This is a genomic window from Micromonospora sp. WMMD967 (assembly GCF_029626165.1).
Lineage (GTDB): Bacteria > Actinomycetota > Actinomycetes > Mycobacteriales > Micromonosporaceae > Micromonospora > Micromonospora taraxaci.
The window spans coordinates 7026673-7046789 of record NZ_JARUBK010000001.1 but is presented as its reverse complement, the minus strand read 5'-3'; the positions used below and the strand labels follow the sequence as shown (position 1 = coordinate 7046789).

Below are 20117 nucleotides of genomic sequence, written 5' to 3'. Positions count from 1 at the left end.
TGCCGCGACCACGCGGTCCACCTGGGCCTTCGTCGTCCCGGTTGACGGGCACCCGTTCGTGGGCCACGGGGACTACGCTCAGCTGCACCGAGCCAGAGGAGGGCCAGTGCGGCGTCGGCTGCGGGGCGTTGCCATGGTGTTGCTCGGCGCGGTGCTGCTGGGCACGCCGGGTCTCGCTCTCGGCTCCTGGTACGGCGGTCGGGGCACCGTGCCGCTCAGCTTCGAACGGGCGACGGGTATCGCGGCGGAGCTTCTCCCGCAGGCCGAGTCGGCCGGCATGCGGTTCGAACGCGGCTTCGGGTACGGCGTTTTCCTCGCTCCGGACGACTTCGGTTCGTCGCGCGCGACATTCCAGTACGGCATCCCCCGCGCCGACTGCGCGCTCTCCGATCAACTGCGCAGCAACGCCGCGGCGAAGGGGTGGCCGACCCTGCACCGGGTCTCGGGCGGCCCGTGCGACGGATGGCGCACCGAGGCGGACGGACTGAACGTCACGCTCAGCCACCGCGACACCGTCTCGACGCTGACCATCGCCCCGGCCGCGCCGGACGGTTTCCTCGCCACCGCCCTTGCCGGCGCCCTGCTCGGCGCAACCGCCGGCGCGGCGCTGTTCTGGTGGGTGGCGCGACGACGTCCACCCGTACCCCGGGTGACGCGCACACTGCTGACCGTCGCCCTGCTGCCGGGCACTCTGCTCACCTGCCAGGGCCTCGCCTCGCACGGGCTCGCCGACCCGGTCTGGCCTCTCTGGCGGGCACTTGCGCCACTGCTGTGGCCGCTGTCGCTCGCGACAGTGCTGGCCGTGTTGATCATCGGCGTGCGACGACGCAGGCAGCCGGATACCGCAGCCCCGTCGGCAGTCGCTCCGGACGGGGTCGGCCCACCCGTAAGCACCACGTGACAGGGGAGTGGTCGACCGGCCAGGGGCCGGGGATGAAGCCTCCGACCTGGGTCGGTGGCCGTTGGAGCGGGCGACGAGAATCGAACTCGCGTAGTCAGTTTGGAAGACTGAAGCTCTACCATTGAGCTACGCCCGCGTGCGCCTCGCCGAAACAAGGTGCACCCACATCGTACCCAATGTCGAAGCCCGACGCGTAACCGCGCCACCGCCTCGCGGTGCCCGGGCACGTCGTGAGGCCCGCCCATCGGCGACGGCGCCGTCTTGATCCACTCGGGTTCGCCGATATCGCGGTATCCGAGCGCCCGGGATACCCCGACTTCGCCGACACGGAGTGGATCAACCCGCAGCGCGGCAGCGTGCGGTTCACAAGTGGGCGGTCTGCGCCCTTTCGGGAGATCTGTCCGGGTGGCGGATGCCCCGGCACCGCCTGGGGCGCGACGACGGCATAGACTGCTCGTCGCCACGGGGTGTGGCGCAGCTTGGTAGCGCACTCGCTTTGGGAGCGAGGGGCCGTGGGTTCAAATCCCGCCACCCCGACTGTCGTCCGCGGCCGGGCCGACCCGGGTGCCGCCCAGTGCGGTCCCCGGGCGATGCCGGAGCGTCAGGCCGGCTCGCCTACACTCGATGGGCTGAATCACGCCCAGACTCAACTGAGATCCGTCAAGGAGTACGCCTGTGAAGAGCACCGTCGAGACTCTGAGCCCGACGCGCGTGCGGCTCGCCATCGAGGTGCCGTTCGTCGAGCTCGAGCCGAGCCTCAAGAAGGCGTACCGGGAGATCGGTTCGCAGGTCCAGGTTCCGGGCTTCCGCCGGGGCAAGGTGCCGACCGCCGTGATCGACCAGCGGGTCGGCCGGGGCACCGTCCTCAACGAGGCGGTCCAGGAGGCCATCCCGGAGAACATCCTCGCCGCGGTGCGTGAGCACGACCTCAAGACGCTGGGGCGCCCCGAGGTCGAGATCACCGAGTTCAACGACGGTGACTCGCTGAACTTCACCGCCGAGGTCGACGTTCGCCCGGAGATCACCATCCCGGACGCGTCGACCATCGAGGTGGTCGTCGACGAGCTGCAGATCGACGAGAGCGAGATCGACGAGCAGGTGAAGAACCTGCGGGAGCGGTTCGCCACCCTCAAGACGGTCGAGCGGGCCGCCGCCGAGGGTGACTACGTCCAGATCGACCTCAACGCCACCGTCGACGGCGAGGACGTGCCGGGCGGCCAGGCCAGCAACATCTCCCACGAGGTGGGCAGCAAGCAGCTCCTCCCGGGCCTCGACGAGGCAGTGGTCGGCCTCGCCGCCGGCGACGACACCACCTTCACCACCCAGCTGGTCGGCGGCGACTTCGCCGGTCGCGACGCCGAGGTGGCGGTGACCGTGCGCACGGTCAAGGAGAAGGAGCTGCCCGAGCTGAACGACGAGTTCGCCCAGATGGCGAGCGAGTTCGACACGATCGAGGAGCTGCGCGGCGACCTGCGTTCGCGGGTCACCCAGGGCAAGCAGGTCGAGCAGATCTACGCCGCTCGGGACAAGGCCCTGGCGCAGCTGGTCGAGGCCGCCGAGATCCCGGCCCCGGAGGGTGTCGTCCGCGAGGAGGTCGAGAGCCGCAAGCAGGCGATGGTCGACCAGCTGGAGCGGATCGGCGCCTCGATGGAGGAGTACCTCGCGGCCGAGGACAAGACCGAGGAGCAGATCGACGCCGAGCTGACCGAGGCGGCGACCGAGGGCGTCAAGGTCCAGCTCCTGCTGGACACGCTGGCCGACGCCGAGGACGTGCAGGTCTCCGACGACGAGTTCGGGCACGAGATCGTGCACCGGGCGCAGCGCGCCGGCATGGCCCCGCAGCAGTACTACGACCAGCTGGTGCGCTCCGGCGCGGCCGCCGCCGTCTTCGGCGACGTGCGGCGGGGCAAGGCGCTCGCGTCCGTCATGGAGCGGATCACGATCAAGGACGCGGCCGGCAACGGCATCACCCTTGACGCGCTGCGCGCCGCCAACGAGGCCGAGCACAACCACCAGCACTGATCGTCGGGTGCGGCCGCCGTCCGCCGCTGTGCGGTGGACGGCGGCCGAATCCTTTCCCCGGGTACGCCGGGAGCCCGCGCCGCGGGTGTGCCCGACACAGCTGCGCTGAGAGCGAACAGTGCCCCGACCGGGACTCTGCCGCCCCGCACACCGGTTAGTGTCGGGAAAGACGGTACGGAGAGCGAAGGGCTGCCATGACCGACATGCACATCCCCAAGAAGTCGCTCCGGGCGATTGACGCGCGCGGTGGCGACTCCATTGGCAACCTCGACGACTCGGTCTACAACCGGTTGCTCAAGGAACGCATCATCTTCCTGGGCAGTGAGGTGACCGACCAGGTCGCCAACCGCATCTGCGCGCAGCTGCTGCTGCTCGCCGCGGAGGACCCGGACCGCGACATCAACCTGTGGATCAACTCGCCGGGTGGCTCGGTCTACTCCGGCATGGCGATCTACGACACCATGCAGTTCATCGACAACGACGTGTCGACCGTGGCGATGGGCATGGCGGCCTCGATGGGCCAGCTGCTGCTCTGCGCGGGCACCAAGGGCAAGCGTTACGCCCTGCCGCACGCCCGGATCATGATGCACCAGCCGTCCGGCGGCCTGGGCGGCACGGCGTCCGACATCGCCATCCAGGCGGAGCAGATGCTCTACACGAAGCGGATGTTCCAGGAGCGGGTCGCGCACCACACCGGCCAAGACCAGTCGCAGATCGAGGCGGACTCGGACCGGGACCGTTGGTTCACCGCCCAGGAGGCCATGGACTACGGCTTCATCGACAAGGTGATCATCGGGGCCGCTCAGGTTCCGGATGGCGCCGGGACCCTGAGCTGAGGAGCTGACGATGACTGATCTGAGCCTGCCGCCCCAGTTCGCGGCCGTGCACAACCGTTATGTGTTGCCGTCGTTCGTGGAGCGCACGTCGTACGGGGTCAAGGAGTCCAACCCGTACAACAAGCTCTTCGAGGACCGGATCATCTTCCTCGGCGTCCAGGTGGACGATGCGTCGGCCAACGACGTGATGGCCCAGCTGCTGACGCTCGAGGGCACCGACCCGGACCGCGACATCATCATGTACATCAACTCGCCGGGTGGCTCGTTCACCGCCATGACGGCGATCTACGACACCATGCAGTACGTCCGTCCGGACATCCAGACGGTCTGCCTCGGGCAGGCCGCCAGTGCGGCGGCGGTGCTGCTGTCGGCGGGCACCCCGGGTAAGCGGATGGCGCTTCCGAACTCGCGGATCATCATCCACCAGCCGGCCACCGAGGGCGGCTACGGGCAGGGCTCGGACATCGAGATCCAGGCTCGGGAGATCCTGCGGATGCGGACGCAGCTGGAGGACATGCTGTCCCGCCACTGCAACCGGCCGATCGAGCAGGTTCGCAAGGACATCGACCGTGACAAGATCATGACGGCCGAGGAGTCCAAGGAGTACGGGCTGGTCGACACGATCCTGACCAGCCGCAAGAAGGGTTTGCTGGCCGCGCAGGCCGCCAGCTGAGCAGTACCGGGTCAGAGGTTGGCCGGGGCGTGAAGTTCCCGGCCGACCTCTGACACACCCGTTTTGGGGGTCGGAGATTGCCCCGGCAGCGGGTAACGTCGGGTCCGTACCGCTTCGCCGGTCGGGCCGGTGGGGTGAACCAGCCGGGCGGCGCGCAGCGTCAGCAGGTCAGGGGCCGGGGTTCCGGCCGATGAGTGCAGGGAGAACGTAGGTGGCACGGATCGGTGACGGCGGCGACCTACTGAAATGCTCCTTCTGCGGCAAGTCGCAGAAGCAGGTCAAGAAGCTCATCGCGGGCCCAGGGGTCTACATCTGCGACGAGTGCATCGATCTCTGCAACGAGATCATCGAAGAGGAGCTGGCCGAGTCCGGCGAGGTGAAGTGGGAAGAGCTTCCCAAGCCGATGGAGATCTGCCAGTTCCTCGACAACTACGTCGTCGGGCAGGATCAGGCCAAGAAGGCCCTCGCGGTGGCGGTCTACAACCACTACAAGCGGATCCAGGCCGAGGCGGCCAACGCTCCCGGCTCCGGCAGTGATGCCGTCGAGCTGGCCAAGTCCAACATCCTGCTGCTCGGCCCGACCGGGTGCGGCAAGACCCACCTGGCGCAGACCCTCGCCCGGATGTTGAACGTCCCGTTCGCCATCGCCGACGCCACGGCGCTGACCGAGGCGGGCTATGTGGGCGAGGACGTCGAGAACATCCTGCTCAAGCTGATCCAGGCCGCGGACTACGACATCAAGCGCGCCGAGACCGGCATCATCTACATCGACGAGGTCGACAAGATCGCCCGTAAGTCGGAGAACCCGTCGATCACGCGCGACGTCTCCGGCGAGGGCGTGCAGCAGGCGCTGCTCAAGATGCTCGAGGGCACCGTGGCCAACGTGCCACCGCAGGGTGGGCGCAAGCACCCGCACCAGGAGTTCATCCAGATCGACACGACCAACGTGCTGTTCATCTGCGGTGGTGCGTTCGCCGGTCTGGATCAGATCATCGAGTCCCGCACCGGGCAGGGCGGCACCGGCTTCGGTGCCCGGCTCCGGTCGGTGTCCGAGCGGTCGACCGATGACATCTTCAGCCAGGTCATGCCGGAAGACATGCTCAAGTTCGGGTTGATCCCGGAGTTCGTCGGCCGGCTCCCGGTGATCACCAACGTGCGCAGCCTGGACCGTAGCGCCCTGGTGCGCATCCTCACCGAGCCGCGCAACGCGCTGGTCCGGCAATATCAGCGCCTGTTCGAGCTGGACGGGGTGGAGCTGGAGTTCGACGAGCCGGCGTTGGAGGCGATCGCCGACCAGGCCATGCTGCGGGGCACCGGTGCCCGTGGTCTGCGGGCCATCATCGAAGAGGTCCTGCTCTCCGCGATGTACGAGGTGCCGAGCAACCCGGACGCCGCCCGGGTGCTGATCACCCGCGAGGTCGTGCTGGAAAACGTCAACCCGACGATCGTGCCGCGCGAGTTCACCGGGCGACGGGCCCGGCGCGAGCGCGAGGAGAAGTCGGCCTGATCCTCCCCGTCACACGCCACACGCCGGCCGCTCAGTCCTGACGCGGCCGGCGTGATCGCGTTCGGCGGTCCCACTCGCCCGACGGGGTGACGGTCACCATCATCAGCCGAGCCGGTTCGGTGGTGTCGTTGCGATAGCCGTGTTCCCGGTCGGCGTGGAACTCAATGGTCTCCCCGGCCCGTACGCCGTGGTCCTGGCCGTCGACGCGGACGACCACAGCGCCGGTGAGGACGTGCAGCACCTCCCGTGTGCCGCGCGGGTGGTCGGCGGACCGGTGATCCTCGCCCGGCGCGAGCTGCCAGTCCCACAGTTCGACGAGGTCCGGCTCGCCCAGGCCGCTCAGCAGGCGGGCGGTGCCGCCGTGCTCACCCTGCCAGAGGACCGGCGCCTGGGCCGCTGAGGTGATCTTCACGGCCTGTTCCTCGGCCGGCTCCAGAAGTTGGGCGATGTTGACGCCGAAGGCGTCCGCGACCCGGCACAGCGTGCCGACGCTCGGGTTGGTGCGCGCGCCCTCGATCTGCACGAGCATTCCCTTGCTCACCCCGGACCGGCCGGCCAACTCCTCGAAGGACCAGCCTCGGGCGGCCCGTAGGTCGCGTACCTGTCGGGCCACCGCGGCGGTCACCGCGCCCACCCGATCCGTTCCCGCCTCGGTCATTAAACTATCCCTCACGGTCACTATTATGGTACGACAATGGCATGCTCCCCATTGTCCTGGCAACGGTGGCCGCCGTCGCGTTCGGCATCGCCGACTTCTCCGGCGGCAAGGCGTCCCGTCGTGCCAACCCGATCGCCGTCACCGTCGTCTCCCAACTCCTGAGCGTCCCACTGCTGGTCATCCTCGTCGTGGCGGTGCCCGGCACCCCGACCGCAGGTGACATCGCCTGGGGTCTGCTCGCCGGGGTGGCCGGCGCCGGCGGGGTCATGCTGCTCTACCGAGCCCTCGCGGGCGGGATGATGGCCGTCGTGGCGCCGGTCACCGCCATCACCGCCGCCGTGGTACCGATCATCGCCGGCCTGTTCACCGCGTCCTTCCCCGGTGCCCTGGCGCTCGCCGGTGCGGGTCTCGCGGTGCTGGCGATCGCCCTGGTCAGCCTGGGGGAGAGTGGGGGAGGGAAGGGTGTCCCGGCACGCCTCGTCGGGCTCGCCCTCGCCGCCGGCGCGCTCTTCGGTGTCTTCTTCACCCTCCTCGGCCAGGCCGACGAGAGCGCCGGGATGTGGCCGGTGGCGGCGGTACGGGCCAGCTCGATCGCCGTCGGCCTCGCGCTGGCCGCCGGCGCCGGCGTGCGCCTGCGACTCGAACGACGGGTGCTGGGTTGGGCGGCGGTCGCCGGTCTGCTGGACAGTGCCGCCAACGGGCTGTTCCTGGCCGCGGCTGCCCGGGGTCACCTGAGCATCGTCGCGGCGATCGCCGCGCTCTACCCGGCCAGCACCGTCCTGCTGGCGTTGGCCGTCGACCGGGAGCGACTGCGCCCGGTCCAGGTCGCCGGGCTCGGGTTCGCCGCCGGGGCTCTGGTGTTGGCCAGCCTCTGACGCTGTCCACGCCGGCCCCTCCGGTCGTACCCTGTGCTCATGCGTGTCGCCGTCTGCCAGCTGAACGCCCGGGACGACCGCAAGGCCAACCTGGCCGCCGCGGAGGTCCTGCTGGAACGTGCCGCGGCGGGTGGCGCCGACCTGGCCGTCCTACCCGAGTACGTCGACTACCTCGGCCCGGCCGCCGGGTTGCCCGACCCGGAGCCCGTGGACGGAGAGGTCGGCAGCTTCTTCGCCGGAATCGCCCGGCGGCTCGGGATCTGGTTGGTGGCCGGCTCGTTCCACGAGGCCGGTCCCGACCCGGAGCGCACCTGGAACACGTCGCTGGTCTTCGACCGCACCGGCAGCCTGGCCGCGAGCTACCGAAAGATCCATCTGTACGACGTCGAGATCCCCGGTCGGGTCTCCTATCTGGAGTCCGCAACCGTCGCGCCCGGGGTCCAACCGGTGGTGGTGGACGTCGAGGGTCTGCGGGTCGGTCTGTCGATCTGCTACGACCTGCGCTTCCCGGAGCTGTACCGGCTGCTCGCCACCGATGGTGGAGCGCACCTGCTGGTGGTGCCGGCGGCATTCATGATGCACACCGGGCGGGACCACTGGGAGGTCCTGCTGCGGGCCCGGGCGATCGAGAACCAGTGCTTCGTGGCAGCGGCAGGTCAGACCGGCGACCACGAGCCAGGCCGTACCTGCTTCGGTCACAGCATGGTGGTCGACCCGTGGGGGACGGTCCTCACGCAGCTACCGGACGGCCCTGGTGTGTCGGTCGTCGACCTGGACCTCGACCGCCTCGCCACGATCCGGGCCGAGCTGCCCAGCCTGGCGAACCGTCGGCTGTAGAGCCTCAGCCCTCCAGCAGGACGCCGATCACCGCGAAGCCGACGATCGCCGCAGCGGTGACCAACAGCGCCGTGGTCATCCGGGACCTGCCCCGCCGGGCGAGCCGTCCGACCGACAGCACAAGGACGACGAGCACGACCGCGCCGATCACCACCTGCCAGAACGGCAGGAGGAGACCGAGCAGCGCCTCCTCGGCGAACACCCTGGCCCCGCGCCCGGACTCATCCATGCCTGACACTCTGGCACGTCGGCGCAGCCTGCGTCCCCCGGCTGGCCAGGGCCTGTCGCCCGAGCTGCGTCCGAGGCCGCGTGAGCCGCTCGGCCAAACCAGTGATGAACCCTGATTTGCCTTCTCCGGGCCGTCCGCGTAACTTTCTCTCTGCACGGGGGAGGCCGGACAAACCGGCTGAGAACGGGCGCCGGGCTCGTGGCGGCGACGCCGAGCGAGACCGAGGATCGGGCGGTGCGGAACACTCCGGATACGGAGTTGCGAACGCGAAGCCGACCGGGTAGAGTTCTGAAGCCGGTAGGAGCCGGGCGGAGAGCCGCGAAGCGGCGATCGGCCGGTCTGCGGCTTCCCACGACAGTAGCGACCGCCGGATACGGCGTGCGTCATCGTGGAATCGGACGAGCCACATTGATCGCCTCGAACATGAGGTTGACAATGAAAGTTCGACCAAGTAAGTTTGAGCGGTTGCCCCGGTTGGGGTTCCACTGAGTGTGGGGCTTCTGGTCGGTGTGTGGTTGTTCTTTGAGAACTCAACAGGGTGCTTGTAAAGCCAGTGCCAATTATGATTTATACCCCGGACTGGTCAGGCCTTTGGTTTGGCTGGTTGGGATTCCTTTGGCAACAATTTGTTTGTTGCCGGGATTGCTGTTCAACTAATTTTTTGTTGGAGAGTTTGATCCTGGCTCAGGACGAACGCTGGCGGCGTGCTTAACACATGCAAGTCGAGCGGAAAGGCCCTTCGGGGTACTCGAGCGGCGAACGGGTGAGTAACACGTGAGCAACCTGCCCCAAGCTTTGGGATAACCCTCGGAAACGGGGGCTAATACCGAATAGGACCTGGCCCCGCATGGGGTTGGGTGGAAAGTTTTTCGGCTTGGGATGGGCTCGCGGCCTATCAGCTTGTTGGTGGGGTGATGGCCTACCAAGGCGACGACGGGTAGCCGGCCTGAGAGGGCGACCGGCCACACTGGGACTGAGACACGGCCCAGACTCCTACGGGAGGCAGCAGTGGGGAATATTGCACAATGGGCGGAAGCCTGATGCAGCGACGCCGCGTGAGGGATGACGGCCTTCGGGTTGTAAACCTCTTTCAGCAGGGACGAAGCGAGAGTGACGGTACCTGCAGAAGAAGCACCGGCCAACTACGTGCCAGCAGCCGCGGTAAGACGTAGGGTGCGAGCGTTGTCCGGATTTATTGGGCGTAAAGAGCTCGTAGGCGGCTTGTCGCGTCGACCGTGAAAACTTGGGGCTCAACCCCAAGCCTGCGGTCGATACGGGCAGGCTAGAGTTCGGTAGGGGAGACTGGAATTCCTGGTGTAGCGGTGAAATGCGCAGATATCAGGAGGAACACCGGTGGCGAAGGCGGGTCTCTGGGCCGATACTGACGCTGAGGAGCGAAAGCGTGGGGAGCGAACAGGATTAGATACCCTGGTAGTCCACGCTGTAAACGTTGGGCGCTAGGTGTGGGGGGCCTCTCCGGTTCCCTGTGCCGCAGCTAACGCATTAAGCGCCCCGCCTGGGGAGTACGGCCGCAAGGCTAAAACTCAAAGGAATTGACGGGGGCCCGCACAAGCGGCGGAGCATGCGGATTAATTCGATGCAACGCGAAGAACCTTACCTGGGTTTGACATGGCCGCAAAACCTCCAGAGATGGGGGGTCCTTCGGGGGCGGTCACAGGTGGTGCATGGCTGTCGTCAGCTCGTGTCGTGAGATGTTGGGTTAAGTCCCGCAACGAGCGCAACCCTCGTTCGATGTTGCCAGCGCGTTATGGCGGGGACTCATCGAAGACTGCCGGGGTCAACTCGGAGGAAGGTGGGGATGACGTCAAGTCATCATGCCCCTTATGTCCAGGGCTTCACGCATGCTACAATGGCCGGTACAATGGGCTGCGATACCGTGAGGTGGAGCGAATCCCAAAAAGCCGGTCTCAGTTCGGATCGGGGTCTGCAACTCGACCCCGTGAAGTCGGAGTCGCTAGTAATCGCAGATCAGCAACGCTGCGGTGAATACGTTCCCGGGCCTTGTACACACCGCCCGTCACGTCACGAAAGTCGGCAACACCCGAAGCCGGTGGCCCAACCCTTGTGGAGGGAGCCGTCGAAGGTGGGGCTGGCGATTGGGACGAAGTCGTAACAAGGTAGCCGTACCGGAAGGTGCGGCTGGATCACCTCCTTTCTAAGGAGCACCTTCCACCGAAAGGTGGTAAGGAGCCCGCGGCCTACGAATGTTGGGTCGGGGTGCTCGAATGGCGGAGACACTGGCAAGTTTTGCCCTGGCAACGGCCGGCGGCGCCTAGTACAGCCACCCTCGGGTGGTGGGAACGGATGCTTCTGGTGCGGCTGAGGGAGAATGTAAGCACCCTGTTGGGTCCTGAAAGAACAACCATCGTGTTGTTGTTTCAGAGACGTCGCTGGCCCTCCGTGGTGGGGGCTGGGAGTCTGCCAGGCATGGCCTGGCCTCACATACCGCTAACCGTTGGTGTTGGGTTTGGTGTGGGGCTGTTGGGGTTGTGGGTTGGTCGTTTGTTGAGAATTGCACAGTGGACGCGAGCATCTTTGTGGTCAAGTTGTCAAGGGCGAACGGTGAATGCCTTGGCACCAGGAGCCGATGAAGGACGTGGGAGGCCGCGATAGGCCTGGGGGAGCTGTCAACCAAGCTGTGATCCCAGGGTGTCCGAATGGGGAAACCTGGCACCAGTCATGTGGTGTCACCCACACCTGAACACATAGGGTGTGTGGAGGGAACGCGGGGAAGTGAAACATCTCAGTACCCGTAGGAAGAGAAAACAAATAGTGATTCCGTGAGTAGTGGCGAGCGAAAGCGGATTGAGGCTAAACCGGCTGCGTGTGATACCTGTCAGGGGTTGCGTGGTCGGGGTTGTGGGACCCTGCTGAACAAGCTGACACTTGTTCGAGGAGTTACAAAGTTGGTGGCTAGTCGAACAGTCTGGAATGGCTGACCGTAGACGGTGAAAGTCCGGTAGGTGAAAGTTGCTGACCTTCTGTGGGTGTTCCCGAGTAGCGGCGGACCCCTGAAATCTGCCGTGAATCTGCCAGGACCACCTGGTAAGCCTAAATACTTCCTGGTGACCGATAGCGGACGAGTACCGTGAGGGAATGGTGAAAAGTACCCCGGGAGGGGAGTGAAATAGTACCTGAAACCGTTCGCCTACAATCCGTCGGAGCCTTGCGGGGTGACGGCGTGCCTTTTGAAGAATGAGCCTGCGAGTTAGTGGCATGTGGCGAGGTTAACCCGTGTGGGGGAGCCGTAGCGAAAGCGAGTCTGAATAGGGCGATTCAGTCGCGTGTCCTAGACCCGAAGCGGAGTGATCTAGCCATGGGCAGGCTGAAGCGCGGGTAAGACCGCGTGGAGGGCCGAACCCACCAATGTTGAAAAATTGGGGGATGACCTGTGGTTAGGGGTGAAAGGCCAATCAAACTCCGTGATAGCTGGTTCTCCCCGAAATGCATTTAGGTGCAGCGTCGCGTGTTTCTTGCCGGAGGTAGAGCACTGGATGGTCTAGGGGGCCCACAAGCTTACCGAAATCAGCCAAACTCCGAATGCCGGTAAGTGAGAGCGCGGCAGTGAGACTGCGGGGGATAAGCTTCGTAGTCGAGAGGGAAACAGCCCAGATCACCAGCTAAGGCCCCTAAGCGTGTGCTAAGTGGAAAAGGATGTGGGGTCGCATAGACAACCAGGAGGTTGGCTTAGAAGCAGCCACCCTTTAAAGAGTGCGTAATAGCTCACTGGTCAAGTGGTTCCGCGCCGACAATGTAGCGGGGCTCAAGCACACCGCCGAAGCTGTGGCATTCACATTTTAACCACGCGTGCCCTTGATGGTGCGTGCAGGTGTGTGGATGGGTAGGGGAGCGTCGTGCCGCGAGTGAAGCAGCGGGGTGACCCAGTTGTGGACGCGGCACGAGTGAGAATGCAGGCATGAGTAGCGAAAGAAGGGTGAGAAACCCTTCCGCCGGATGACCAAGGGTTCCAGGGCCAGGCTAATCCGCCCTGGGTGAGTCGGGACCTAAGGCGAGGCCGAGAGGCGTAGTCGATGGACAACGGGTTGATATTCCCGTACCCGCGAAAGAGCGACCCTGACGAACCTCGTTGTGCTAACCACCCAAACTGACGGAGACCTTCGGGTTGATGTTGGGGAGCGTGGGAACCTGGCGGGTAGTAGTCAAGCGATGGGGTGACGCAGGAAGGTAGCTGAGCCCGGCCGGTGGTTGTGCCGGGGTAAGCGTGTAGGCCGTGGTGTAGGCAAATCCGCACCGCATGAAGGCTGAGACGTGATGCCGAGCCGATTCAGGTGAAGTCAGTGATCCTATGCTGCCGAGAAAAGCCTCTAGCGAGTTCTTAGCGGCCCGTACCCCAAACCGACACAGGTGGTCAGGTAGAGAATACCGAGGCGATCGGGCGAACTGTGGTTAAGGAACTCGGCAAATTGCCCCCGTAACTTAGGGAGAAGGGGGGCCGGAGACGTGAAGCCCCGCGCGGGTGGAGCGTTGTATGGCCGCAGAGAGCAGGGGGAAGCGACTGTTTACTAAAAACACAGGTCCATGCGAAGAAGTAATTCGATGTATATGGACTGACGCCTGCCCGGTGCTGGAACGTTAAGGGGACCTGTTAGCTCTTCGGGGCGAAGCGGAGAACTTAAGCGCCAGTAAACGGCGGTGGTAACTATAACCATCCTAAGGTAGCGAAATTCCTTGTCGGGTAAGTTCCGACCTGCACGAATGGCGTAACGACTTCCCCACTGTCTCAACCACAGGCCCGGCGAAATTGCAGTACGAGTAAAGATGCTCGTTACGCGCGGCAGGACGGAAAGACCCCGGGACCTTTACTATAGCTTGACATTGGTACTCGAATTAGCTTGTGTAGGATAGGTGGGAGCCGGTGAAGTCCATACGCCAGTATGGGTGGAGGCAATCTTGAAATACCACTCTGGTTGATTTGGGTATCTAACTTCGGACCGTTATCCGGTTCAGGGACAGTGTCTGGTGGGTAGTTTAACTGGGGCGGTTGCCTCCTAAAAGGTAACGGAGGCGCCCAAAGGTTCCCTCAGCCTGGTTGGCAATCAGGTGTTGAGTGCAAGTACACAAGGGAGCTTGACTGTGAGACTGACAGGTCGAGCAGGGACGAAAGTCGGGACTAGTGATCCGGCACTTGCGAGTGGAAGCGGTGTCGCTCAACGGATAAAAGGTACCCCGGGGATAACAGGCTGATCTTCCCCAAGAGTCCATATCGACGGGATGGTTTGGCACCTCGATGTCGGCTCGTCGCATCCTGGGGCTGTAGCAGGTCCCAAGGGTTGGGCTGTTCGCCCATTAAAGCGGTACGCGAGCTGGGTTTAGAACGTCGTGAGACAGTTCGGTCCCTATCCGCCGTGCGCGTAGGATACTTGAGAAGGGCTGTCCCTAGTACGAGAGGACCGGGACGGACGAACCTCTGGTGTGCCAGTTGTCCTGCCAAGGGCACGGCTGGTTAGCTACGTTCGGAAGGGATAACCGCTGAAAGCATCTAAGCGGGAAGCCTGCTTCAAGATGAGGTATCCCACCCACTTTGGTGGGGTAAGGCCCCCAGCTAGACGACTGGGTTGATAGGCCGGAAATGTAAGCCCGGTAACGGGTTCAGTTGACCGGTACTAATAGGCCGAGGACTTGACTACTAAGCTGCTACGCGTCCACTGTGCAACTCTGAACAAGCGAACACCCACGTGTGTGTGCCGGGGTTGTTTGATATGTTCATAGAGTTACGGCGGTCATGGCGGAGGGGAAACGCCCGGTTACATTCCGAACCCGGAAGCTAAGCCCTCCAGCGCCGATGGTACTGCACTCGTGAGGGTGTGGGAGAGTAGGACGCCGCCGGACAATCTTCCAGAAAAGGCCACCCCCGTTCGGGGGTGGCCTTTTCTGCGTTCCCGCACCCTTGTGCAGGCGGTCGACACCCCGCCGGGGGCGTACCCTCGACGTGATCCACTCCAGGTCGCCGGTATGGCGGTATCTCCCGCGGTGGATACCGCCGTATCGGCGAAACGAAGTCGATCACCGCGACGCGAGCTCGGCCACCGCGCGCGAGGCTCGGCCACCGGGCGTGAGGTTTGGCCACCGGGCGTGAGGTTTGGCCACCGCGTGTGAGGCTCGGCGCCGCTAGGTTGGACGCGTGGACGACGTTCTGATCGCTCTGGTGGTCGCAGCCTGCGTGGCGGCGATCCTGGGGGTCCTCACGTGGCTGGGAGTGCGGGTACGCCGTCGTGGCATCGGTGGTGAGGTCATGGGCCCGTTCGAGGAGATGTGGCATCCCGCCGCGCGCCGGTTCCGCGCCGAGATCCGCGTGCAGGAGGCGCGTACGGTGCCGATGCCACCGCAGGGTGCCAGGAAGCGCCCGGGTCAGGGCGGTGACCTGACGGGCACTGGGGCTCGGATCAGCCCCGGGTCTGCATCTCGCTGCGGAGGTTGCGCATCAGGCCGCCGGCGTCGCTGACCGACCGACCCGGGAACATGGCCATCACGACGCTGCCGTGGTCCGCCCAACCGCACACCGCGAAGTCGCCACCCTCGCCACTGGTGCTGCCGCACTTCATCACGCCACCGAGATCGCCGGCGGGTGACTCGCGCAGGCCGTCCACCGAGCCGGTCTCGTCCGACATGAGGCGGAAGAGGCTGTCGAGGTCTCGCTCCGGCTGCCACAGCAGTGTGGTGCCCCCGAAGATGAGCACCGAGCGCTTGTCGTCGGCCGGGTCGCGGTAGACGGTGCCGAAACTGCGGTCCAGCTCGATGTTCGCGGCCAGGCCACTGCGCAGGTAGTCGGCGGTGCTCTTGGCTCGCTCGCTGTCGTCGCGGGTCAGACCCGCCACCCGATCGGGTGAGGTCAGTTGGGTGTCCTTCTGCTGCGCCACCCGCCACCCGCCGACGCCCAGCACACCGGCGCCCGCGAGGCCGACCACCAGCGCGATCGCCCAGCCGATCTTGCGGCGCCGGGACCAGCCGCCGGACCGCTCGTCGGGGTCGCCCCCGGAGTCCCGGGTGCTGAGCTGGATCGGCTCCTCGCTCAGCTCGACCGGCTCGTGACTGCCGTCGAGCGAGCGGTCGGTGAGATGTGCGTCGGACATAGCCGACACCGTACGCGAACGAGAGGTGGCGCACGTCAGGTCCGGAGAAGCCCTCCGTAGACTTGTCAGGTGACCGAGAGACTGGATGCCCACCGCCCCGACGCCCCGACCCTTGCCGGCCAGTACCAGCCGGGTGAGGTAGAGCAGCGACGGTACGAGCAGTGGGTAGCCGGCGGGCACTTCCGGGCCTCCGCCGACAGCGACAAGCCCCCCTTCACCATCGTCATTCCGCCGCCGAACGTCACCGGCTCGCTGCACATGGGCCACGCGTTCGAGCACACCCTCATGGACGCGTTGACCCGGCGTAAGCGGATGCAGGGCTTCGAGGCGCTGTGGCTGCCCGGCATGGACCACGCCGGCATCGCCACCCAGAACCTGGTCGAGCGTCAGCTCGCCGCCGAGGGGTTGTCCCGGCACGACCTCGGCCGGGAAAAGTTCGTCGAGCGGGTCTGGCAGTGGAAGGCCGAGTCCGGCGGCAAGATCCTCGGCCAGATGCGCCGCCTGGGAGACTCCGTCGACTGGGACCGGGAGCGCTTCACCATGGACGCCGGCCTGAGCCGTGCCGTCCAGACGATCTTCAAGAAGCTCTTCGACGACGGCCTCATCTACCGGGCCAACCGGATCATCAACTGGTGCCCACGCTGCCTGACCGCGCTTTCGGACATCGAGGTCGAGCACACCGACGACGACGGCGAGCTGATCTCGATCCGCTACAGCGACGAGGTCGTGGTGGCCACCACCCGGGCCGAGACGATGCTCGGGGACACCGCCGTGGCGGTGCACCCCGACGACGAGCGCTACCAGCACCTGATCGGCACCGAGGTCGAGCTTCCGCTCACCGGCCGACGGATCCCGATCGTCGCCGACGCGCACGTCGACCCGTCCTTCGGCACCGGCATGGTCAAGGTGACGCCCGCGCACGACCCGAACGACTTCGAGATCGGGCAGCGGCACGACCTGCCCTCGCTGACCGTCATGGACGAGCGCGGCGTCATCACCGTTCCCGGCCCGTTCGAGGGGCTGGACCGCTTCGAGGCGCGGCCTGCGATCGTCGCGGCGTTGCGTGAGCAGGGTCTGATCGTCGCCGAGAAGCGGCCGTACGTGCACGCGGTGGGTCACTGTTCGCGCTGCAAGACGACCGTGGAGCCGCGGCTGTCGTTGCAGTGGTTCGTCAACACCGCCCCGCTGGCGCAGGCCGCCGGTGACGCGGTGCGCGACGGTCGGGTCCGTATCGAGCCGGCCGAGTTGGCCAAGCGTTACTTCGCCTGGGTCGACAACATGCACGACTGGTGCATCTCCCGCCAGCTCTGGTGGGGGCACCGCATCCCGGTCTGGTACGGCCCGGCGGGTGAGATCGTCTGCGTCGGCCCGGACGAGGCGCCGCCGACCGGCGAGGGCTGGCACCAGGACGAGGACGTCCTGGACACCTGGTTCTCCAGCGGCCTGTGGCCGTTCTCCACCCTGGGCTGGCCCGAGCAGACCCCGGACCTGGCGAAGTTCTACCCGACCAGTGTGCTGGTCACCGGGTACGACATCCTGTTCTTCTGGGTCGCCCGGATGATGATGTTCGGCCTCTACGCGATGGACGGCCGGCCGCCCTTCGACGTGGTCGCGCTGCACGGGATGGTCCGCGACCAGTTCGGCAAGAAGATGTCGAAGTCGTTCGGCAACGTGGTCGACCCGCTGGACTGGATCGACCGCTACGGTGCCGACGCCACCAGGTTCACCCTGGCGCGGGGCGCGAACCCCGGCCAGGACGTCCCGGTCAGCGAGGAGTGGTGCCAGGGCTCCCGTAACTTCTGCAACAAGCTCTGGAACGCCACCCGGTTCGCGCTGATGAACGGCGCGCACACCACCGGTGACCTGCCGCCCGTCGAGCAGCTCTCCACCGTCGACCGGTGGATCCTGTCCCGGCTGGCGCACGTCACCGCCGAGGTCGACGAACAGTTCGAGGCGTACGAGTTCGCGAAGGTGTGCGACCTGCTCTACCACTTCGCCTGGGACGACGTCTGCGACTGGTACGTGGAGCTGAGCAAGCCGGTGCTCGCCGAGGGCGGCGAGCGGGCGGACGTCAGCCGCCGGGTGCTCGGGCACGTGCTCGACCAGCTGCTGCGGCTGCTGCATCCGGTCATCCCGTTCGTCACCGAGGAGCTGTGGCTCGCGCTGACCGGCGGCGAGACGGTGCAGGCCGCCTCCTGGCCGGTGGCCGACCGAGCGCTCATCGACGATGCCGCCGAGGCCGAGCTGGTGAGCGTGCAGCGGGTGGTCACCGAAATCCGCCGGTTCCGCTCCGACCAGGGGCTGCGTCCGACGCAGCGGGTGGCAGCCCGACTCGACGGGCTGGCCGGTGCGGGCATCGCCGCCCACGAGCCGCTGATCCGTTCGCTGGTCCGGCTGGACCCGGCCGGTGACGACTTCCAGGCCAGCGCCACGCTGGCCATGCCCGGCGCGGTAGGTGTCGCGTTGGACACCCGGGGGTCGATCGACGTGGCCGCCGAGCGGGCCCGGCTGACCAAGGACCGCGCGGCGGCCGAGAAGGAGGCGGCGCAGGCGCGGGCGAAGCTCGACAACCCCGCCTTCATCGGTAAGGCCCCCGAGCCGGTGGTCGCGAAGATCCGCGACCGGCTCGCCACCGCCGAGGCCGACCTGGTCCGGATCGACGCTGCTCTGGAGACACTGTCCTCGTGACCGACCGTACCGATTTCGCCGCCGTCGAGGCGGAGCTGAACGCCCGTGGTTTCACCCGCATGGTCTTCGAGCTGGACCGGATCGAGTCGCTGCTGGACCTGCTCGGCAGCCCACAGCGGGCGTACCCGGCGATCCACCTGACCGGCACCAACGGCAAGACCTCCACCGCGCGGATGATCGACTCGCTGCTGCGGGCGTTCGGGCTGCACACCGGCCGCTACACCAGCCCGCACCTGGAGACCGTGCGGGAGCGGATCAGCCTGGACGGGGAGCCGGTCAGCGAGGACCGGTTCGCGTCGGTATACCAGGAGATCAAGCCGCTGGCCGAGTTGGTCGACGCGCGGTCGGACGAGCCGCTGACGTACTTCGACATGACCACGGCGCTGGCGTTCGCCACGTTCGCCGACGCGCCTGTCGACATCGCTGTGGTCGAGGTGGGGCTCGGCGGCGCCGAGGACGCCACCAACGTGATCCAGGCGGGCGTCTGCGTGATCACCCCGATCGGGCTGGACCACACGGAGTGGCTCGGCGACACGATCCAGGACATCGCGCTGGCCAAGGCCGGCATCATCCACCCGGGCGCCACCGTGATCGCGGCCGCCCAGGAGGAGGAGGCGGCGCGTCCACTTCTGGATCGTTGTGCCGAGGTCGGGGCCACCATCGCTCGGGAAGGCGCCGAGTTCGGCGTCCTGAGTCGCGCGGTCGCGGTCGGCGGCCAGGTGCTCAGCATCCAGGGCCTCGGCGGTGTGTACGACGACGTGTTCGTTCCGCTGCACGGCGCCCACCAGGCACAGAACGCCGCGGTGGCGCTCGCGGCGGTGGAGGCGTTCCTGGGCGCCGGGGCTCGCCGGCAGCTCGACATCGAGGCCGTCCGGGAGGGCTTCGCCTCGGCCAGTTCCCCGGGGCGGCTGGAGCGGGTTCGTAGCGCCCCGACCGTCCTGCTGGACGGCGCGCACAACCCGCACGGCATGGCCGCGACCGTCAACGCCCTGCAGGAGGAGTTCGCGTTCAGCAAACTGGTGGCGGTGGTCGGCGTCCTCGCCGACAAGGACGCGGAGGCCCTGCTCGAGCTGCTGGAGCCGGTGGCCGACCTGGTGGTGGTCACCCGCAACAGCTCGCCACGGGCGATGCCGGTGGCGGAACTCGCCGCGCTGGCCGCCGAGGTGTTCGGCGAGGAGCGGGTGGAGTCGGCCGAGGAGATACCGGACGCGATCGAGCTCGCGGTGGCATTGGCCGAGGAGGACGTCCCCGGTGAGCTCAGCGGCGTCGGGGTCCTCGTCACCGGGTCGGTGGTCACTGTCGCGGACGCCCGCCGGTTGCTGAAGCGATGAGCGGTCCGGAGCGGGACCCGCACGCCACCGACGACCCGGCCGGGGCGGGCGTGCCGGCTGACCAGCCGGTGGAGGAGCCCGTCGCGGGGCAGCCGCGCCGCTCCGGGTTGCGCAACCCGGAGGCGGCGGTACGTGGGCTGGGCGCGGGGACCCTCGCCCTGGAGGCGCTGGTGCTGTTGCTGGCGATCCAGCCGGTACGAGTGGTCGGCGGTGACCTGAGCGGCGCCGCGATCGGTGTGGTGGTGGCACTGGCGGTGGCCGCCGTCGTGCTCGCCGGCATGATGCGGCGTCCGTGGGCCTGGAACGCCGGCACCGTGCTCCAGGGCCTGCTGATCCTGGGAGGTCTGCTGCACTGGTCGCTGTTCGGGCTGGGCATCATCTTCGCCCTGGTCTGGGCGTACGCGCTGCACGTTCGTCGGGTCATCCTCGGCTGACGCGGGCCGCGTCA

At 66.6% G+C, this 20117-nt stretch carries 13 protein-coding genes, 2 tRNA genes and 3 rRNA genes; 14 read left to right on the top strand and 4 right to left on the bottom strand.

Translation table 11 applies throughout. From position 1 onward, the window contains the following. Positions 1-106: 106 nt before the first annotated feature. Positions 107-901, top strand: a complete 795-nt coding sequence (locus O7631_RS31745) for a hypothetical protein (RefSeq protein ID WP_278147598.1) — start codon at positions 107-109, stop codon at positions 899-901. 62 nt (positions 902-963) lie between these two features. Here O7631_RS31745 and O7631_RS31740 read toward each other — a convergent pair. Next, positions 964-1037: transfer RNA gene (locus tag O7631_RS31740), tRNA-Gly, on the bottom strand. A gap of 327 nt (positions 1038-1364) precedes the next feature. Between O7631_RS31740 and O7631_RS31735 the strand changes: the two genes are divergently transcribed. From O7631_RS31735 to clpX, 5 genes are all read left to right on the top strand, one after another. Then, positions 1365-1438, top strand: a tRNA-Pro gene (locus O7631_RS31735). Positions 1439-1576: 138 nt separating this feature from the next. After that, the gene (gene tig, locus O7631_RS31730; protein ID WP_278147597.1) at positions 1577-2923 is read left to right on the top strand and encodes a trigger factor; all 1347 of its coding nucleotides are present in this window, start codon (positions 1577-1579) and stop codon (positions 2921-2923) included. Positions 2924-3117: 194 nt separating this feature from the next. Continuing rightward, positions 3118-3759 carry an ATP-dependent Clp protease proteolytic subunit gene (locus O7631_RS31725; protein WP_088988027.1) on the top strand — a complete coding sequence of 214 codons (642 nt, stop codon included), beginning with the start codon at positions 3118-3120 and terminating at the stop codon, positions 3757-3759. Between the two features lie 10 nt (positions 3760-3769). Next, positions 3770-4432, top strand: coding sequence for an ATP-dependent Clp protease proteolytic subunit (locus tag O7631_RS31720; protein WP_088988028.1), 663 nt, complete (start codon positions 3770-3772; stop codon positions 4430-4432). A gap of 211 nt (positions 4433-4643) precedes the next feature. Continuing rightward, positions 4644-5939, top strand: a complete 1296-nt coding sequence (clpX, locus tag O7631_RS31715; RefSeq protein WP_088988029.1) for an ATP-dependent Clp protease ATP-binding subunit ClpX — start codon at positions 4644-4646, stop codon at positions 5937-5939. Between the two features lie 31 nt (positions 5940-5970). On the opposite strand, the gene O7631_RS31710 is transcribed toward clpX, so the two are convergent. Further along, positions 5971-6597 (bottom strand): XRE family transcriptional regulator, encoded by a 627-nt coding sequence (locus O7631_RS31710; protein ID WP_278147596.1) that lies wholly within the window; start codon positions 6595-6597, stop codon positions 5971-5973. A 41-nt stretch (positions 6598-6638) separates the two neighbouring features. On the opposite strand from O7631_RS31710, the gene O7631_RS31705 reads away from it, so the two are divergent. Together O7631_RS31705 and O7631_RS31700 are read left to right on the top strand one after the other, a co-directional pair. Next, positions 6639-7472, top strand: coding sequence for a DMT family transporter (locus O7631_RS31705; RefSeq protein WP_278147595.1), 834 nt, complete (start codon positions 6639-6641; stop codon positions 7470-7472). 39 nt (positions 7473-7511) lie between these two features. Continuing rightward, on the top strand, positions 7512-8309 hold the full coding sequence (locus tag O7631_RS31700) for a carbon-nitrogen hydrolase family protein (protein WP_278147594.1): 798 nt from the start codon (positions 7512-7514) through the stop codon (positions 8307-8309). A 4-nt stretch (positions 8310-8313) separates the two neighbouring features. Here the strand turns inward: O7631_RS31700 and O7631_RS31695 are convergent, their stop codons facing one another. Continuing rightward, positions 8314-8538 (bottom strand): hypothetical protein, encoded by a 225-nt coding sequence (locus O7631_RS31695; RefSeq protein ID WP_278147593.1) that lies wholly within the window; start codon positions 8536-8538, stop codon positions 8314-8316. A gap of 661 nt (positions 8539-9199) precedes the next feature. Here O7631_RS31695 and O7631_RS31690 point away from each other — a divergent pair. From O7631_RS31690 to rrf, 3 genes are all read left to right on the top strand, one after another. Then, positions 9200-10714: ribosomal RNA gene (locus O7631_RS31690) — 16S ribosomal RNA — on the top strand. Positions 10715-11098: 384 nt separating this feature from the next. Beyond that, a 23S ribosomal RNA gene (locus tag O7631_RS31685) occupies positions 11099-14207 on the top strand. Positions 14208-14292: 85 nt separating this feature from the next. Next, positions 14293-14409 (top strand): 5S ribosomal RNA (gene rrf, locus O7631_RS31680). The 16S, 23S and 5S rRNA genes sit together here, the layout of an rRNA operon. Positions 14410-14963: 554 nt before the next feature. Here rrf and O7631_RS31675 read toward each other — a convergent pair. Next, positions 14964-15650 carry a hypothetical protein gene (locus O7631_RS31675; RefSeq protein ID WP_278147592.1) on the bottom strand — a complete coding sequence of 229 codons (687 nt, stop codon included), beginning with the start codon at positions 15648-15650 and terminating at the stop codon, positions 14964-14966. 69 nt (positions 15651-15719) lie between these two features. Between O7631_RS31675 and O7631_RS31670 the strand changes: the two genes are divergently transcribed. Genes O7631_RS31670 through O7631_RS31660 form a run of 3 tightly spaced genes read left to right on the top strand, consistent with a single transcriptional unit; the run spans position 15720 to position 20103 of the window. Continuing rightward, the gene (locus O7631_RS31670) at positions 15720-18338 is read left to right on the top strand and encodes a valine--tRNA ligase (RefSeq protein WP_278147591.1); all 2619 of its coding nucleotides are present in this window, start codon (positions 15720-15722) and stop codon (positions 18336-18338) included. Next, positions 18335-19669 carry a folylpolyglutamate synthase/dihydrofolate synthase family protein gene (locus tag O7631_RS31665; RefSeq protein ID WP_278147590.1) on the top strand — a complete coding sequence of 445 codons (1335 nt, stop codon included), beginning with the start codon at positions 18335-18337 and terminating at the stop codon, positions 19667-19669. Before O7631_RS31670 ends, O7631_RS31665 begins: the two co-directional genes overlap by 4 nt. Continuing rightward, positions 19666-20103, top strand: a complete 438-nt coding sequence (locus O7631_RS31660) for a DUF4233 domain-containing protein (RefSeq protein ID WP_278147589.1) — start codon at positions 19666-19668, stop codon at positions 20101-20103. The genes O7631_RS31665 and O7631_RS31660 overlap by 4 nt, the downstream gene beginning before the upstream one ends. Positions 20104-20117: the final 14 nt, after the last annotated feature.

Bases quoted from the DNA above. Each gene is read 5' to 3' on its own strand.
- O7631_RS31725 (WP_088988027.1), top strand. From the start codon at position 3,118: ATGACCGACATGCACATCCCCAAGAAGTCGCTCCGGGCGATTGACGCG.
- O7631_RS31720 (WP_088988028.1), top strand. From the start codon at position 3,770: ATGACTGATCTGAGCCTGCCGCCCCAGTTCGCGGCCGTGCACAACCGT.
- O7631_RS31710 (WP_278147596.1), bottom strand. From the start codon at position 6,597: ATGACCGAGGCGGGAACGGATCGGGTGGGCGCGGTGACCGCCGCGGTG.
- O7631_RS31705 (WP_278147595.1), top strand. From the start codon at position 6,639: ATGCTCCCCATTGTCCTGGCAACGGTGGCCGCCGTCGCGTTCGGCATC.
- O7631_RS31700 (WP_278147594.1), top strand. From the start codon at position 7,512: ATGCGTGTCGCCGTCTGCCAGCTGAACGCCCGGGACGACCGCAAGGCC.
- O7631_RS31695 (WP_278147593.1), bottom strand. From the start codon at position 8,538: ATGGATGAGTCCGGGCGCGGGGCCAGGGTGTTCGCCGAGGAGGCGCTG.
- O7631_RS31675 (WP_278147592.1), bottom strand. From the start codon at position 15,650: ATGTCCGACGCACATCTCACCGACCGCTCGCTCGACGGCAGTCACGAG.
- O7631_RS31660 (WP_278147589.1), top strand. From the start codon at position 19,666: ATGAGCGGTCCGGAGCGGGACCCGCACGCCACCGACGACCCGGCCGGG.